The organism is Hydrogenophaga sp., assembly GCF_019264445.1.
GTDB lineage: Bacteria > Pseudomonadota > Gammaproteobacteria > Burkholderiales > Burkholderiaceae_C > Hydrogenophaga.
Genome location: NZ_JAHVAB010000007.1, coordinates 16,165 through 32,214, shown reverse-complemented (window position 1 = coordinate 32,214; position 16,050 = coordinate 16,165). Strand labels below are relative to the sequence as shown.

Genomic DNA, 16,050 nt, shown 5'->3' with positions numbered 1-16,050 from the left:
AGACAGGCGCCAGCCGCATCGCGCGCCTGCGCCTGCTGGCCGATCCGCCCACCATCGACCGCGGCGAGATCACCGACAAGGGCTCGATCAACCAGCGCGGGGTGCTCGCGCACCGCGCCGAAACCGTGGAGCGCCTGCACGCCGACACGCTGCACGCCATCCTCAAACCCCAGTAAAGCAACGACGACATGGCAACCCGAGGCTTCTTCAACGCATTCGACGACGTCTGGCTGATCGACGGCGTGCGCACGCCCATGGTGGATTACTGCGGCGCGCTCGGCCACATCTCACCCACCGACCTGGGCATCAAGGCCGCCCGCGAAGCGCTGGCGCGCGCGGGCGTGCCGGGCGAGCACATCGGCTCGGTGGTGGCGGGCAACATGGCCCCGGGCGACTTCGACCAGTTCTTCCTGCCGCGCCACATCGGGCTGTATGCCGGCGTGCCGGTGGAGGTGCCGGCGATCATGGCGCAGCGCATTTGCGGCACCGGCTTCGAGCTGTTCCGCCAGGCGGGCGAGCACATCCAGGGCGGCGCCTGCGACGCGGCGCTGGTGGTGGGCACCGAGAGCATGACGCGCAACCCGATTGCCGCCTTCGACCACCGCACCGGCTTCAAGCTGGGTGCGCCCGTGGGCTTCAAGGACTACATGTGGGAAGCGCTGAAAGACCCGGCCGCCGGCATCAACATGATCCAGACCGCCGAGAACCTGGCCAAACAGTACGGCATCACCCGTGAAGAGGTGGACGCGTTCGCTTCGGCCTCGTTTGCCAGGGCAGTGGCCGCGCAGGAAAGCGGTTTCCTGGCGGGCGAGATCGTGCCGGTGATCACCGAGAAGTTCGAGCTGGCCGGCTACAAGCCGCGCGGCATCAAGCTGCAGGGCAAGCTCACCGAGGTGGCCACCGACACGCACCCGCGCGTCTCGCCGCCCGAGGTGCTGGCCAAGCTCAAGGCGGTGTTTGAAGGCGGCGTGCAGACCGGTGGCAACAGCTCGGCGCTGGTGGACGCGGCCGCGGCCTGCGTGGTGGCCTCCGGGAGCTACGCCAAGGCACAGGGCAAGAAGCCGCTGGCCCGCGTGGTGGCCGCCGCCGCCGTCGGCGTGCCGCCCGAGATCATGGGCATTGGCCCGGCGCCGGCCATTCGCCTGCTGCTGGAGCGCGCCGGCCTGCAGCTGGGCGACATCGCCCGCTTTGAAGTGAACGAAGCCCAAGGCGCACAAACGCTGGCGGTGGCGCGCGAACTGGGCATGGACCTGGACCGCCTCAACGTCAATGGCGGTGCCATTGCGCTGGGCCACCCGCTGGCGGCCACCGGCGTTCGCCTCACGCTCACGCTGGCGCGCGAACTGCAGCGCAGCGGCCAGCGCTATGGCATCTCCAGCGCCTGCGTGGGCGGCGGCCAGGGCATGGCACTCCTCATCGAAAACACACAAGCATGACCACAAGGACATCACCATGAACATTCAAGGACACGCTGCCCTCGTCACCGGCGGCGGCTCAGGGCTCGGCGAAGCCACAGCGCGCGAGCTCGCGCGCCTGGGCGCCAAGGTCGCCGTGCTCGACGTGAACCTGGACAACGCCAAGCGCGTGGCCAGCGAAATCAACGGCATCGCCTGCCACTGCGACATCACCAACACCGAGAGCCTGCAGGCCGCCATGGACGCTGCCACAGCGGCCCACGGTCCTGCGCGCATCCTCATGAACATTGCGGGCATCGGCAGCGCCAAACGCGTGGTGGCCAAAGACGGCAGCCCCGCCCCGCTGGAGGACTTTGCCAAGGTCATCAACGTCAACCTGATCGGCACCTACAACGCCAGCCGCCTGTTCGCCGCCGCGTGCGCGAAGCTCGATCCGCTGGAAGACGGTGAGCGCGGCGTGATGGTGTTCACCGCCAGCGTGGCCGCGTTTGACGGCCAGGTGGGCCAGCAGGCCTACAGCGCCTCCAAGGGCGGCCTGGTGGGCATGACGCTGCCGATGGCGCGCGATCTGGCGCAGCACGGGATTCGCGTGTGCACCATTGCGCCGGGTCTCTTCAGCACGCCGCTGATGAAGCAACTGCCCGAGCCGGTGCAGGCTTCGCTGGCCGCGAGCATTCCGTTCCCGCCGCGCCTGGGCAAGCCCGAAGAGTTCGCGCAGCTCGCGGCGCACATCGTCACCAACACGCACCTCAATGGCGAAGTGATCCGCCTGGATGGCGCTTTGAGAATGGCCCCAAGATGAGCAAAGTGGTGGTTTACGAAGTGGAAGTGATGTTCGGCGACTGCGATCCCGCCGGCATCGTGTTCTTTCCGAACTTCTCGAAGTGGATGGACGCGTCCTCGCTGAACTTCTTCGTCAAGTGCGGCGTGCCGCCCTGGCGCGAGCTGAAGAAGACGCGCGGCATCGTGGGCACGCCGCTGCTGGAGATCCACACCAAGTTCTCGCGCCCGGCCACCTACGGGGAGCGCCTGCAGATCCACACCAGCGTGACCGAATGGCGCGAGAAGGTGTTCATGCACAAGCACGTGGTCAAGCGCGGCGAAGACGTGCTGTGCGAAGGCACCGAAACGCGCGCCTTCGTGATCCACCCACCCGAGACGCCCGACCGCATCAAGGCCATTCCCGTGCCCGAAGACATCAAGGCCCTGTGCTCTTGAGTCGACCCCTGTTCCCTGTCCCCGCACCTTTTCACCACCCAGAAGGAGACCTCGAATGAAAGCCGTCAAAACCCTCATCGCCGTGGCCGTCACGGCACTGGCCAGCACCGCTGCACTGGCCGACATCAACATCGGCGTGAGCCTCTCGCTCACCGGCCCGGGCTCCGGCCTGGGCATCCCGATGCAGAACCAGTTCAAGCTGTTTCCCGCCAGCATCGCCGGAGAGAAGGTCAACCTGATCATCCTCGACGACGCCACCGACCCGGGCAAGGGCGCGGCCAACGCACGCCGCTTCGTGACCGAAGACAAGGTGGACATGATCATCGGTTCGAGCATCACGGCCGTGGCCGCCGCCATGAGCGACATCGCCACCGAAGCGGGCACCGTGCAGCTCACCGGCTCACCCGTGGGCCTGCCGCCCGGCAAGGACAAGTGGGTGTTCCGCCTGCCGCAGTCCAACACCGTGATGGGCCACGCCGTGGTCGAGCACATGAAGAAGCAAGGCATCAAGACCATCGGCTTCCTGGGCTACACCGACGCCTACGGCGAACAGTGGCTCAAGGAAGTGACGCCGCTGCTGGACCAGGCCGGCATCAAGATCATTGCCACCGAGCGCTTTGCCCGCACCGACACCAGCGCCACCCCGCAAGCCCTGAAGATCACCTCCGCCAACCCCGACGCCGTGCTGATCGTGGCCTCGGGCAGCGGCGCGGCCATGCCGCACATGGCCATGATCGACCGTGGCTACAAGGGCAAGATTTACCAGACGCACGCCGCCGCGACGCAAGACCTGATGCGCGTCGGTGGCAAGGCGGTGGAAGGCGCGTTTGTGGTCTCCGGCCCGGCCGTGATCGCCGAGCAGCTGCCCGACAGCCACCCTTCCAAGAAGGTGGCGGTGGACTTCGTGCAGAAGTACGAAAAGGCCTACGGCGCCAACTCGCGCAACCAGTTCGCCGGCCACTCGTACGACGCGCAGATCGTGCTGGAGAAGGTGGTGCCCGTGGCCCTGAAGAAGGGCAAGCCCGGCACGCCCGAATTCCGCGCCGCCCTGCGCGACGGCATGGAGACCATGGGCCGCACCATCTTCTCGCACGGCGTGATGAACTGGACGGCCACCGACCACTGGGGCTACACCAACGAAACCGGTGTGATGCTCAAGGTGGTGGACGGCAAGTTCAAAGTCGAGTGATTCGGAACTCCCCCCTGCGCCGCTGACGCGGCTTCCCCCCTCTGTGGCGCGCCTTCGGCGCTTCGAGGGGGGACGACACCTCGGGCCGGCGTAGCCGGACCCTCGGTGTCTCTGTTCGAGAGTGTCTCTTTCCTGCGCTGAGGCTTTTTATGGATTTCTCAATCGCCAGCATCCTGGCGTTGGATGGTCTGACCAACGGTGCGGTGTACGCGCTGCTGGGGCTGGCCATCGTCCTGGTGTTTACCGTCACCCGGATCATCTTCATTCCCCAGGGTGAGTTCGTCGCGTATGGCGCGCTCACGCTGGCCATTTTTCAAACGGGCAAGGTGCCCGGCACGGTGTGGCTGCTGTTGCTGCTGGCCGGCGTGGCGGCGCTCATGGAGCTCTCCAGCCGCTGGCAGCACCACCGCAACGCGCTCATCGCGTTCAAGGCGGCAGGGCGCACGCTGGCGCTGCCGGTGGTGGTGTCGGTGGTCGCCATCTGGGCGGCGCCGCAGCAGTTCCCGCTGTGGGTGCAGGCCGCGCTCAGCGTGGCGGTGGTCACGGTGTATGGCCCGCTGGTGTATCGCGTGGCTTACCAGTCGCTGGAAAGCTCCACGCCGCTGGTGCTGCTGATCGTGTCGGTGGGGGTGCACTTCGCCATGACCGGCCTGGGCCTGGTGTTCTTTGGCGCCGAGGGCTTTCGCAACCCGGCCTTCTGGGACGCGCGCTACACCGTGGGCCCGGTGATGCTGTCGGGCCAGGCCATCATCACCTTTGCCGCAGCGGTGGCGCTGATCGTCATGCTCTGGCTCTACTTCGAGCGCTCGCTGCGCGGCAAGGCGCTGCGCGCCATCGCGGTCAACCGCACCGGTGCGCGCCTCATGGGCATTTCGTCGCAGGCCTCCGGCCAGCTCACCATGACCATGGCCGCCTTCATCGGCGCGCTCTCGGGCCTGCTCATTGGCCCCACCACCACCGTGTTTTACGACTCGGGCTTCCTGATCGGCCTCAAGGGCTTTGTGGCGGCCGTGGCCGCTGGCCTGGCCAGCTACCCCGGTGCGCTGGTGGCGGCCCTGGGTGTGGGCGTCATCGAGGCCTTTGGCTCGTTCTGGGCCAGCGCCTTCAAGGAAGTGATCGTGTTCACCCTGATCCTGCCCGTCCTGCTGTTCCGCTCCCTGCGCAGCAAGCATTCCGACGAGGACCACTGAAATGGCAAAAATTCAAAACACGGGGCTGCTGGTGCTGGCGGCAGCGATCCCCTTGGTCGCCGTGCTGCCGCTGCCTGATTTCTGGATCACGCAGCTCAACTACATCGGCATGTACAGCATGACCGTGCTGGGCCTGATCCTGCTGACGGGCGTGGGTGGCCTCACCTCGTTCGGGCAGGCGGCGTTCGTGGGCATTGGCGCCTACACCACCGCATGGCTCACGCTCAACCTGGGCATGTCGCCCTGGATCACGCTCTTCATCGGGCTGGGCCTCACCGCCGGCAGCGCGCTGCTGGTCGGGCTGATCACGCTGCGCATGTCGGGCCACTACCTGCCGCTGGCAACCATAGCCTGGGGCCTGTCGCTGTACTACCTCATGGGCAACCTCGATGCGCTGGGCAAGTACGACGGCCTGCTCGGCATCAAGAGCCTGTCCATTGGCGGCTACGACATCGGCCAGGGCCGTGCCTTCTTTGTGCTCACGTGGGTGATCCTGCTGGCCTTCGTGGCCGCGCTGCTGCACCTGCTGGATTCGCGCGCGGGCCGCGCGATCCGTTCGCTCAAGAGCGGCTCGCAGATGGCCGAGGCCATGGGCATCAGCACCTTCCGCTACAAGGTCACCATCTTCGTGCTGGCCGCGCTGTTCGCTTCCGTTGCAGGCTGGCTCCTCGCGCACTTCCAGCGCACGGTGAACCCCTCGGCCTTCGGCCTGAAGATGGGCATTGAGTACCTCTTCATGGCGGTGATCGGTGGCGTGGGCCATGTGTGGGGCGCCATCGTGGGCGCCGGCCTCATCCGCGTGCTCGAAGACCAGCTGCAGGTGCTACTGCCCAAGCTCATGGGCACCAGCGGCAGCTACGAAGTGATCGTCTTCGGCATCGCGCTGGTGGTGGTCCTGAAGTACCTGCCCGACGGCCTGTGGTCGATGGTGGGCAAGCGCATGCCGCAAAAGCCCCGCACGGTGGACTGGCAGAACGCCGCCGCCCTGCCCGAGCGCGCCAAGCCCGCCACTGGTGAGCTGGTGCTCGACGTGCAGAAGGCGCGCATGCAGTTTGGTGGCCTGGTGGCGGTGAACGACATCAGCTTCCAGATCCACGCCGGCCAGATCGTGGGCCTGATCGGCCCCAACGGCGCGGGCAAGTCCACCACGTTCAACCTCATCACCGGCGTGCTGCCGGCCACCAGTGGCGTGGTGCAGTTCCAGGGCGGCAACGTCATCGGCAAGCCTTCGCGCGCCATTGCGCAGCTGGGCATGGCGCGCACCTTCCAGCACGTGAAGATGATCCCGGACATGACCGTGCTGGAGAACGTGGCGCTGGGCGCGCACACGCGCGGCCGCAAGGGCGTGCTGCCCGCCATGCTGCGCACCAACCGCGCCGAAGAACGGCAGCTCTTTCGCGAGGCGCAGCGCCAGCTCGAGCGCATCGGCATGGGCGAGTACCTGCACGAGCAGGCGGGCAACCTGGCCATGGGCCCGCAGCGGCTGATGGAGATTGCCCGCGCCCTCTGCGCCGACCCCACCCTGCTGCTGCTCGACGAGCCTGCCGCCGGCCTGCGCCACAAGGAAAAGCAGGCGCTGGCGGGTGTGCTGCGCCAGCTCAAAAGCGAAGGCATGAGCATCTTGCTGGTGGAACACGACATGGACCTGGTGATGCAGATCTGCGACCACCTGGTGGTGATGGAATTCGGCACCCTGCTCACCCAGGGGCCACCCGAGCAGGTGCAGCAAGACCCGAAGGTGCGCGCCGCCTACCTCGGCACGGAGCATTGACATGAGCAACCCCATTCTTCAAGTCAAGGGCCTGCGCGCCGGCTACGGCCGCGCCGAGGTGCTGCACGGCATCGACATCGAGGTGCAGCCCGGTGGCGTGATCACCGTCATTGGCCCCAATGGCGCGGGCAAGTCCACGCTGCTCAACACGCTCATGGGCATCCTGCCGGGCCAGGGCACGGTCACGTTCCGCGGCCAGGACATCACCGCGCTCACGCTCGAAGAGCGCGTGATGAACGGCATGGCCCTGGTGCCCGAAAAGCGCGAGCTCTTCGGCACCATGCCGGTGGAAGACAACCTGCTGCTCGGCGGCTTTCGCCAGATGCGGATGGGCAACTCGAAATGGCGCAGCAAGCTCGACGACGTCTACAGCATCTTCCCGCGCCTGCAGGAGCGCCGCACCCAGCTGGCCGGCACGCTCTCGGGTGGTGAACGCCAGATGCTGGCCGTGGGCCGCGCGCTCATGTCCAGCCCCGACCTGCTCATGCTCGACGAACCCAGCCTGGGCCTGGCGCCGCTCATCGTGCGCGAGATCTTTTCCATCATCGAGCGGCTGCGCCAGACCGGCGTGACCATCGTGCTGGTGGAGCAGAACGCCCGCGCCGCGCTGCAGGTGGCCGACCACGGCTACGTGCTGGAGATGGGCGAGCTCAGCGCCCAAGGCCCAGCCAGCGAACTCGCCAGCGACCCCCGCGTGATCGAGACCTACCTGGGCACCGCGCGCAAGAGCGCGTGATGCCTTGAAGCCCTGAAGCCCTGACCGGAGACACCGCATGAAGAAGTCGACACCCGTTGCGCGCCTCACCCTGCCTGCCGCCCTGGGCCTGGCGCTCGTGGCTTGCGGCACCGCCCCTTCGGTCACGGCACCCCCCACGCCAGCGGCACCGCTCAAGGCCGCATCAGGCGCCAGCCTGGGCCAGTGCGAAGCACTCGTGGCCCAGTTCCGCTTCGAGCAGACCGCGCTCGATTCCGCTGCGCCCGTGGCCGCCGGCGGGCTCATGCTCGCGGGGCAGCCCGTGGCGGCGCACTGCCTTGTCAAAGGCAAGATGCACGCGCGCAAGGGCAGCGACGGCCGCGACTACGCCATCGGCTTCGAGATGCGCCTGCCGCAGACCTGGAACGGGCGCTTCTACTACCAGGGCAACGGCGGGGTGGATGGTGCCGTGCGCCCCGCAGAGGGTGCGCTGGGAGGCGGCCCGATCACGGGCGCGCTGGTGCAAGGCTTTGCGGTCATCAGTTCCGATGCCGGCCACACCGGTGCGCAGACCGCCGTGTTTGGCCTGGAGCCGCAGGCCCGGCTGGACTACGGCTACCAGGCCGTGGCCAAGCTCACGCCCATGGCCAAGGCGCTGATCGCGTCGGCCTACGGCAAAGGCCCTGACCGCTCCTACATCGGCGGCTGCTCCAACGGCGGGCGCCATGCCATGGTGGCCGCTGCGCGCCTGGGCACGCAGTACGACGGCTACCTGATTGGCGCACCCGGCTACCGCCTGCCCAATGCCGCGCTGGCGCAGCTGTGGGGCGCTCAACGCTGGGCACCCCTGGCCACGCCCGGTGCCACCGTGAAGCACCCGCTCAACCCCAACGCCAGCATTCCGGACCTGGGCAGCGCCCTGCCCGCCGCCGAGCGCCAGACGGTGGCCCGCGCCATCCTCGAGCGCTGCGACGCACTCGACGGCCTGAAGGACGGCCTGGTGCACGCCACACAAGCCTGCCAGGCCGCGTTCGACGTGGTGCGCGACGTGCCCACCTGCAGCGGACCGGGCAACGGCAGCTGCCTCACGCCCGCACAAAAAACCACGCTGGCCCAGGTGCAGGCCGGCGGCAAGGCCGCCAACGGGCAAGCCATCTACAGCGCCTTCCCGCACGACCCCGGCATCGCCGGCAGCAACTGGGCGACCTGGAAATTCGTCAACGCCGTGGCGCTGGACCCGCTGTCGGTCGGCACCGTGTTCACCGCCCCACCCGCCGCACCGGTCAACTTCGCCACCGCCCACATCGACGCCCTGCTCGGCGCAGTGGCCGCCACCAGCGACACCTACCGCGAATCGGGCCTGGCGCTCATGGGCCCACCCGGTCATGAGCGGCCCGACAACCTGCTGCCCTTGCGCGAGCGTGGCGCCAAGATGGTGCTGTACCACGGCGTGAGCGACCCGATCTTTTCGGCCGAAGACACCCGCCAGTGGGTGGAGCGGGTGAACCGCTCGCAGGGTGGCCAGGGCGCCGACTTCGCGCGCTACTTCCCTGTGCCCGGCATGAACCACTGCAGCGGCGGCCCAGCCACCGACCAGTTCGACCTGCTCTCGCCACTCGTGAAGTGGGTGGAGCAAGGCGTGGCCCCGCAAGCCATCACGGCGAGCGCGCGCGGCGCCGGCAACCCCGCAGGCGCCAACACCGAGCTGCCGGCCGACTGGTCGCCCCAGCGCAGCCGCCCGCTGTGCGCCTACCCCACGGTGGCGCAGTACAACGGCACCGGCTCGGTGGAAGCCGCGTCCAGCTTCACCTGCCGATGAATCCCGCCCGACCATGAACAGCTATCAGCCCCAAGCCGACCGCCACGCCTTCCTGTTGATGGAGGTGTTGCGCGCCCCCAGCGTGCTGGCCGAGCTGCCCGCGCTGGCCGAACATGCCGACGCCGGGTTGCTCACGCAGGTGATCGACGAGGCCGGCAAGTTCGTGGGCGAGGTGATCGCCCCGCTCAACCGCGAAGGCGACGAAGTGGGTGCGCAGTGGAAAGCCGGCGCGGTAACCATGCCGCCGGGTTTTCGCGACGCCTACCAGGCCTTCTGGCAAGCCGGCTGGCCCTCGCTGGCCTGCGCCACCGACGACGGCGGCCAGGGGCTGCCCACGGTGCTCGAAGCGGTGCTGCACGAACAGCTCAACGCCGCCAACCACGGCTGGACCATGGCGCCGGGCCTGCTGCACGGCGCCTACGAATGCCTGCGCCACCACGCCAGCGACGAGATCAAGGCGCGCTACCTGGGCAAGCTGGCCTCGGGCGAATGGCTGGCCACCATGTGCCTGACCGAACCCCACGCCGGCAGCGACCTCGGGCTGGTGCGCACCAAGGCCGTGCCGCAGGCCGATGGCCACTTCGCGCTCAGCGGCACCAAGATTTTCATTTCGGGCGGCGAGCACGACCTCACCGACAACATCGTGCATCTCGTGCTCGCGCGCCTGCCCGATGCCCCGCCCGGCCCCAAGGGCCTCTCGCTGTTCCTCGTGCCCAAGTTCCACGAAGACGGCACGCGCAGCGCCGTGCACTGCGAACGCATCGAAGAAAAGATGGGCCTGCACGGCAGCCCCACCTGCGTGATGCGCTTCGACGAGGCCCGCGCCGCCATCGTGGGCGAGCCCGGCAAGGGGCTCAACGCGATGTTCGTCATGATGAACGCCGCGCGCCTGCTGGTGGGCCTGCAAGGCGTCGGCCTGCTCGACGCCGCCTGGCAAAAAGCCCACGCCTACGCGCAGGAGCGCCGCCAGATGCGCGCCCCCGGCAGCGCGAGCAAGGCAGGTGAGGCCGATGCCATTGCCCTGCACCCCGCCATGCAGCGCATCCTGGACACCCAGCGCGCCTGGGTCGATGCCGGGCGCGTGGTGGCCTACCGCACCGCGCTCGAACTCGACACGCAGAAACACCACCCTGATGCGGCGCGCCGCGAAGCGGCCGCGCGCTGGTGCAGCCTGGTCACACCGGTGCTCAAGTCGGCCTGGACCGAACAGGCCTTCACCGGCGCCAGCGCCTGCCTGCAGGTGCTGGGCGGGCACGGCTATGTGCGCGAGTGGGGCATCGAGCAACACGTGCGCGATGCGCGCGTGGCCATGATCTACGAAGGCACCAACGAAATTCAGGCCATCGACCTGCTGGTGCGCAAGACCCTGCCCGACGGTGCCGCCGCGCTGCAGGCCCTGCTGGCCGACCTGGGCGACGATCTGCGCGCCCTGCCCGAAGCCGGACGCACGCGTGAAGCGCTGGCGCGCTTTGCGCTGTTCGTGCGCGACCGCCTCGTGCCCGCCACCCGCGGCGCCACGGCCGCGCCCGAGCGCCCCTACTGGCTGGCCGACGACTTCCTGCGCGCCACCGCGCTGCTGCTCATGGCCTGGGCCTGGGAGCGCGTGGCCGCCACGCCGCAAGCGCCCGCCGGCACCCCGCAAGCCGCCAACGCGTTCTGGCGCTGGGTCTGGCCCGAGTTCGACATGCGCCTCGGTATGCTGGACGCCACCCTGTCCAGCTGAAGCACCACACCATGCCCGACGCCTCCGTTGCCAACGCCCTGCGCCGCCCCCGGGCCGGGCGCAAGACCCCGGCCGCACCGCTCGACGCCCCGCTCATGCCGGAGAGCGGCACCAGCACCGCGCCCGAGATCGACACCGGCTTCCTCGAAACCCTGCTGGGCTACAACGCGCGCCGCGCCGCCCTGTCGGTGATCGGCGTGTTTTTGCGCCGCATGGAGCCCTACGGCATGCGGCCGGTGGACTTCTCCGTGCTCTCGGTGGTGGCGCACAACCCGGGCGTGACCTCGCGCCAGATCTGCGCCGCGCTCGACATCCTGCCGCCCAACCTCGTGGGCCTGATCAAGAGCCTGCACAAGCGCGGCCTCATCCTGCGCAAGGCCCACCCCACCGACCGGCGCGCACAGGGCCTGCACCTCTCGGCCGCGGGCCAGCGCCTGTACCGCGAAGCGCAGGCCACGGCCTCGCAGCTGGAGCAGGACGTGGCCGGCCGGCTCTCACCCGAAGAGCTCCAGACCCTGATTGGCCTGCTGCGCAAGGTGTACCGGGGCTGAACGATTCGCCGCATGGCTGGCCCGAACGCAATCCGGGTAAATCCGTAGCCTTGGTCTTTGCGCCACATTGCTGCAGCGCACGCAGCTAGCAAACGCGTAGCGCTCCGCTTTCCTGCCTATAGTGGCTGAGCCGTCAGGGCCGCTCCAGGAGACCGCGCATGAGTGCCAAGGACAACGCCGCTGTGATCCAGCTGTTCGACTTGCTGGAGTCGCGCTATGCGCTGCGCGTGATCTGGGCCCTGAGCGATGGCCACCCCCAGACCTTCCGGCTGCTGCAGGACAGCGTGGGGGGCGTCACGCCCAACACCCTGAACACCCGCATCAAGGAACTGCGCGCGGCCCGACTGGTGGACCACAGCGGCAACGGCTACCGGCTCACCACCCAGGGTGCCGAGCTGGCGCGCCGCCTCGCCGAGGTGCAGCAGTTTGCGGGCAAATGGTCCCAGCAGCAGGCGCGCGCGGTGTCGGCCACCGGCCAGCCCCACGCCGGGACATAGAATCACGCCCCTGGACCCGCCGCCCAGCGTCGGCAGCGTCCCCGGTGGCAGAAGTGCCACCCCCACCCCTTGAATCCGGGCCAGCTGGCCCCAATTGCCACGCATGGCCGTCTTGGCCGTCGATTTCACGCCCCTCAAAAACCCATGAGCCAGACGCCTTCCCACCCCGACCATCCCGATCAGAACGCGCCCGTGAGCCCCGAAGAGGCCCTGGCCGCCGAGGCCGCCCACCAGGCCGATGCCACCGCCGCCCTGACGCAGGAGGTCTCGAACCTGAAGGCGCAGAACGCCGATCTGGCCGACCAGTTCCTGCGCGCCAAGGCCGAGGCTGAGAACGCCCGCCGCCGCGCCGAGGAAGAGGTGAGCAAGGCGCGCAAGTTCGCCGTGGAAAGCTTTGCCGAAAGCCTGCTGGCCGTGGCCGACAGCCTGGAGGCCGGCCTGTCCATCCAGGAAGCCACGCGCGAGCAGCTGCGCGAAGGCTCCGAAGCCACCCTGAAGCAGCTCAAGAGCGCGCTGGAGCGCCACAAGGTGCTGGAGATCAACCCGGCGCAGGCCGCGAAGTTCGATCCGCACCAGCACCAGGCCATCAGCATGGTGCCGGCCGACCAGGAAGCCAACACCGTGGTGGCCGTGCTGCAAAAGGGCTACCTCATTGCCGACCGCGTGCTGCGCCCGGCCCTGGTGACGGTGGCCGCGCCGAAATGACGGCCCTGCGGGCTTGAAATACCCACTGGTTATCCACACCTTCCCCACATCGTTTTTCACATTTTCATTTTTCGCATCGGAGCAACAACATGGGACGAATCATCGGCATTGACCTGGGCACCACCAACTCGTGCGTGTCCATCATGGAAGGCAACACCACCAAGGTGATCGAGAACGCCGAGGGTGCGCGCACCACGCCCTCGATCGTGGCCTACCAGGAAGACGGCGAGGTGCTGGTCGGCGCATCCGCCAAGCGCCAGGCCGTGACCAACCCCAAGAACACGCTGTACGCGATCAAGCGCCTGATCGGCCGCAAGTTCACCGAGAAGGAAGTGCAGAAGGACATCAACCTGATGCCCTACTCCATCGTGGCCGCCGACAACGGCGACGCCTGGGTGGAAGTGCGCGGCAAGCAGATCTCGGCCCAGCAGGTCAGCGCCGACATCCTGCGCAAGATGAAGAAGACCGCCGAGGACTACCTGGGCGAGCCCGTCACCGAAGCCGTGATCACCGTGCCCGCGTACTTCAACGACGCGCAGCGCCAGGCCACCAAGGACGCCGGCCGCATTGCCGGCCTGGACGTGAAGCGCATCATCAACGAGCCCACCGCCGCCGCCCTGGCCTTCGGCCTGGACAAGCAGGAAAAGGGCGACCGCAAGATCGCCGTCTATGACCTGGGTGGCGGCACGTTCGACGTGTCCATCATCGAGATCGCCGACGTCGATGGCGAGAAGCAGTTTGAAGTGCTGTCCACCAACGGCGACACCTTCCTGGGTGGCGAAGACTTCGACCAGCGCATCATCGACTACATCATTGGCGAGTTCAAGAAAGAGCAAGGCGTTGACCTGTCGAAGGACGTGCTCGCGCTGCAGCGCCTGAAGGAAGCCGCCGAGAAGGCCAAGATCGAGCTCTCCAGCTCGGCCGCCACCGACCTGAACCTGCCCTACATCACCGCCGATGCCTCGGGCCCGAAGCACCTGAACATCAAGCTCACGCGCGCCAAGCTCGAAGCCCTGGTGGAAGAGCTGATCGAACGCACCATCGCGCCCTGCCGCATGGCCATCAAGGACGCGGGCATCAGCGCCTCCGACATCCACGACGTGATCCTGGTCGGCGGCATGACCCGCATGCCCAAGGTGCAGGAGAAGGTGAAGGAGTTCTTCGGCAAGGAGCCGCGCAAGGACGTGAACCCCGACGAAGCCGTGGCCGTGGGCGCCGCCATCCAGGGCCAGGTGCTCTCGGGTGACCGCAAGGACGTGCTGCTGCTCGACGTGACCCCGCTGAGCCTGGGCATCGAGACCATGGGTGGCGTGATGACCAAGATGATCACGAAGAACACCACGATCCCGACCAAGTTCGCGCAGACGTTCTCGACCGCCGAAGACAACCAGCCGGCCGTGACCATCAAGGTGTTCCAGGGTGAACGCGAAATTGCCTCGGGCAACAAGCTGCTGGGCGAATTCAACCTCGAAGGCATTCCGAGCGCACCGCGCGGCATGCCGCAGATCGAGGTGTCGTTCGACATCGACGCCAACGGCATCCTGCACGTCGGCGCCAAGGACAAGGGTACCGGCAAGGAAAACAAGATCACCATCAAGGCGAACTCCGGCCTGTCCGAAGAGGAGATCCAGCAGATGGTGAAGGACGCCGAGCTCAACGCGGCCGACGACAAGAAGAAGGTCGAACTCGTGCAGGCGCGCAACCAGGCCGAGGCCATGGTGCACAGCGTGAAGAAATCGCTGGGCGAGCACGGTGACAAGCTCGAAGCCGCCGAGAAGGAAGCGATCGAAGCGGCCGTGAAGGACGTGGAAGAAGCCGCCAAGGGCGAGGACAAGGAAGCCATCGAGGCCAAGACCGAAGCCCTGATGTCGGCCAGCCAGAAGCTGGGCGAGAAGGTCTACGCCGCGTCGCAGGCTGAAGCCGCCGCCGCAGCGGGTGGCACCGACAGCGCAGCCGCCCAAGGCAGCAGCAAGCCGGCCGACGACGACGTGGTCGACGCCGAAGTGAAAGAAGTGAAGAAGTCCTGATCGACTGAGCGCCCTCGATCATCCGCCGCGTCAGGGCAACCTGCCGCGGCGTTTGTGTTCCAACTGAACCGCAAAAGACCATGGCTAAACGCGATTTTTACGAAGTGCTGGGCGTGCCCAAGAACGCCGGCGACGACGAGATCAAGAAGGCGTATCGCAAGCTGGCGATGAAGCATCACCCCGACCGCAACCAGGGTGACGCGGCCAAGGCCGCCGAAGAGAAATTCAAGGAGGCCAAAGAGGCCTACGAGATGCTGTCCGACCCGCAGAAAAAGGCCGCCTACGACCAGTACGGCCACGCGGGCGTCGACCCCAACATGCGCGGCGGCCCCGGCGGCGGCGAAGGCTTTGGCGGCTTCTCGGAATCGTTCGGCGACATCTTTGGGGACATCTTCGGCGGCGCACGCGGCCAGCGTTCGGGCCGTCAGGTGTACCGCGGTGCCGACCTCTCTTACGCGATGGAGATTTCGCTGGAAGAAGCGGCCGCCGGCAAGGAAACACAGATCCGCATTCCTTCGTGGGACAACTGCGAGGTGTGCAGCGGCACCGGCGCCAAGCCCGGCACCAGCGTGAAGACTTGCCCCACCTGCCACGGCCAGGGCTCGGTGCAGATGCGCCAGGGTTTCTTCAGCGTGCAGCAAACCTGCCCCACCTGCCATGGCCAGGGCAAGATCATCCCCGAGCCCTGCACCGCCTGCAGTGGCCAGGGCAAGATCAAGAAGCAGAAGACGCTGGAGATCAAGATCCCCGCCGGCATCGACGACGGCCAGCGCATCCGCAGCACCGGCAACGGCGAGCCGGGTCAGAACGGCGGCCCCTCGGGCGACCTCTACATCGAAGTGCGTCTGCGCAAGCACGACATCTTCGAGCGCGAGGGCGACGACCTGCACTGCCAGGTGCCCGTGAGCATGACCGTGGCGGCCCTCGGCGGCGAGATCGACGTGCCGACCCTCGCGGGCAAGGCCACCATCGACCTGCCCGAAGGCACGCAGAGCGGCAAGACCTTCCGCCTGCGCGGCAAGGGCGTGAAGGGCGTGCGCAGCAGCTACCCCGGCGACCTGTACTGCCACGTGGCCGTGGAAACGCCGATCAAGCTCACCGAGCACCAGCGCAAACTGCTCAAGGAGCTCGACGAGTCGTTCAAGAAGGGCGGCCACAAGCACAGCCCGAACGACAAGGGCTGGTTCGAAAAAGCGAAGTCGTTCTTCAGCTGATCGCGCACCCCACAAAAAAGCGACGCCACGGCGTCGC

The 16,050-nt window shown here is 67.6% G+C and carries 14 protein-coding genes; all 14 read left to right on the top strand.

Annotated features, from left to right (window positions below):
* The first annotated feature begins 188 nt into the window (after positions 1-188).
* The 14 genes from KXJ60_RS00635 (at position 189) to dnaJ (ending at position 16,013) form a co-directional block, all read left to right on the top strand.
* Entirely contained in the window at positions 189-1,436 is a 1,248-nt protein-coding gene (locus KXJ60_RS00635) for a thiolase family protein (RefSeq protein ID WP_291123341.1), read from the top strand.
* A 16-nt stretch (positions 1,437-1,452) separates the two neighbouring features.
* Positions 1,453-2,217, top strand: coding sequence for an SDR family NAD(P)-dependent oxidoreductase (locus KXJ60_RS00630; RefSeq protein ID WP_291123338.1), 765 nt, complete (start codon positions 1,453-1,455; stop codon positions 2,215-2,217).
* Complete coding sequence (locus KXJ60_RS00625; protein WP_291123335.1) at positions 2,214-2,633, top strand: acyl-CoA thioesterase; 420 nt, start codon at positions 2,214-2,216, stop codon at positions 2,631-2,633. The genes KXJ60_RS00630 and KXJ60_RS00625 overlap by 4 nt, the downstream gene beginning before the upstream one ends.
* A 55-nt stretch (positions 2,634-2,688) precedes the next feature.
* Positions 2,689-3,822 (top strand): ABC transporter substrate-binding protein, encoded by a 1,134-nt coding sequence (locus tag KXJ60_RS00620; RefSeq protein ID WP_291123332.1) that lies wholly within the window; start codon positions 2,689-2,691, stop codon positions 3,820-3,822.
* 149 nt (positions 3,823-3,971) lie between these two features.
* Complete coding sequence (locus KXJ60_RS00615) at positions 3,972-5,012, top strand: branched-chain amino acid ABC transporter permease (RefSeq protein WP_291123329.1); 1,041 nt, start codon at positions 3,972-3,974, stop codon at positions 5,010-5,012.
* Between the two features lies 1 nt (position 5,013).
* Positions 5,014-6,783: a branched-chain amino acid ABC transporter ATP-binding protein/permease gene (locus tag KXJ60_RS00610; RefSeq protein ID WP_291123326.1), complete on the top strand. Its 1,770-nt coding sequence runs from the start codon at positions 5,014-5,016 to the stop codon at positions 6,781-6,783.
* 1 nt (position 6,784) lies between these two features.
* Positions 6,785-7,519 carry an ABC transporter ATP-binding protein gene (locus KXJ60_RS00605; protein WP_291123323.1) on the top strand — a complete coding sequence of 245 codons (735 nt, stop codon included), beginning with the start codon at positions 6,785-6,787 and terminating at the stop codon, positions 7,517-7,519.
* A gap of 37 nt (positions 7,520-7,556) precedes the next feature.
* Positions 7,557-9,296 carry a tannase/feruloyl esterase family alpha/beta hydrolase gene (locus tag KXJ60_RS00600; RefSeq protein ID WP_291123320.1) on the top strand — a complete coding sequence of 580 codons (1,740 nt, stop codon included), beginning with the start codon at positions 7,557-7,559 and terminating at the stop codon, positions 9,294-9,296.
* Between the two features lie 13 nt (positions 9,297-9,309).
* Positions 9,310-11,019, top strand: coding sequence for an acyl-CoA dehydrogenase family protein (locus tag KXJ60_RS00595; protein ID WP_291123317.1), 1,710 nt, complete (start codon positions 9,310-9,312; stop codon positions 11,017-11,019).
* Positions 11,020-11,030: 11 nt separating this feature from the next.
* Entirely contained in the window at positions 11,031-11,570 is a 540-nt protein-coding gene (locus KXJ60_RS00590; RefSeq protein ID WP_291123314.1) for a MarR family winged helix-turn-helix transcriptional regulator, read from the top strand.
* A gap of 158 nt (positions 11,571-11,728) precedes the next feature.
* Positions 11,729-12,067 carry a winged helix-turn-helix transcriptional regulator gene (locus KXJ60_RS00585; RefSeq protein ID WP_291123311.1) on the top strand — a complete coding sequence of 113 codons (339 nt, stop codon included), beginning with the start codon at positions 11,729-11,731 and terminating at the stop codon, positions 12,065-12,067.
* A 144-nt stretch (positions 12,068-12,211) separates the two neighbouring features.
* Entirely contained in the window at positions 12,212-12,772 is a 561-nt protein-coding gene (grpE, locus tag KXJ60_RS00580; protein WP_291123309.1) for a nucleotide exchange factor GrpE, read from the top strand.
* An 89-nt stretch (positions 12,773-12,861) separates the two neighbouring features.
* On the top strand, positions 12,862-14,799 hold the full coding sequence (dnaK, locus tag KXJ60_RS00575; RefSeq protein ID WP_291123306.1) for a molecular chaperone DnaK: 1,938 nt from the start codon (positions 12,862-12,864) through the stop codon (positions 14,797-14,799).
* 80 nt (positions 14,800-14,879) lie between these two features.
* Positions 14,880-16,013 (top strand): molecular chaperone DnaJ, encoded by a 1,134-nt coding sequence (gene dnaJ / locus KXJ60_RS00570; RefSeq protein WP_291123304.1) that lies wholly within the window; start codon positions 14,880-14,882, stop codon positions 16,011-16,013.
* Positions 16,014-16,050 lie beyond the last annotated feature (37 nt).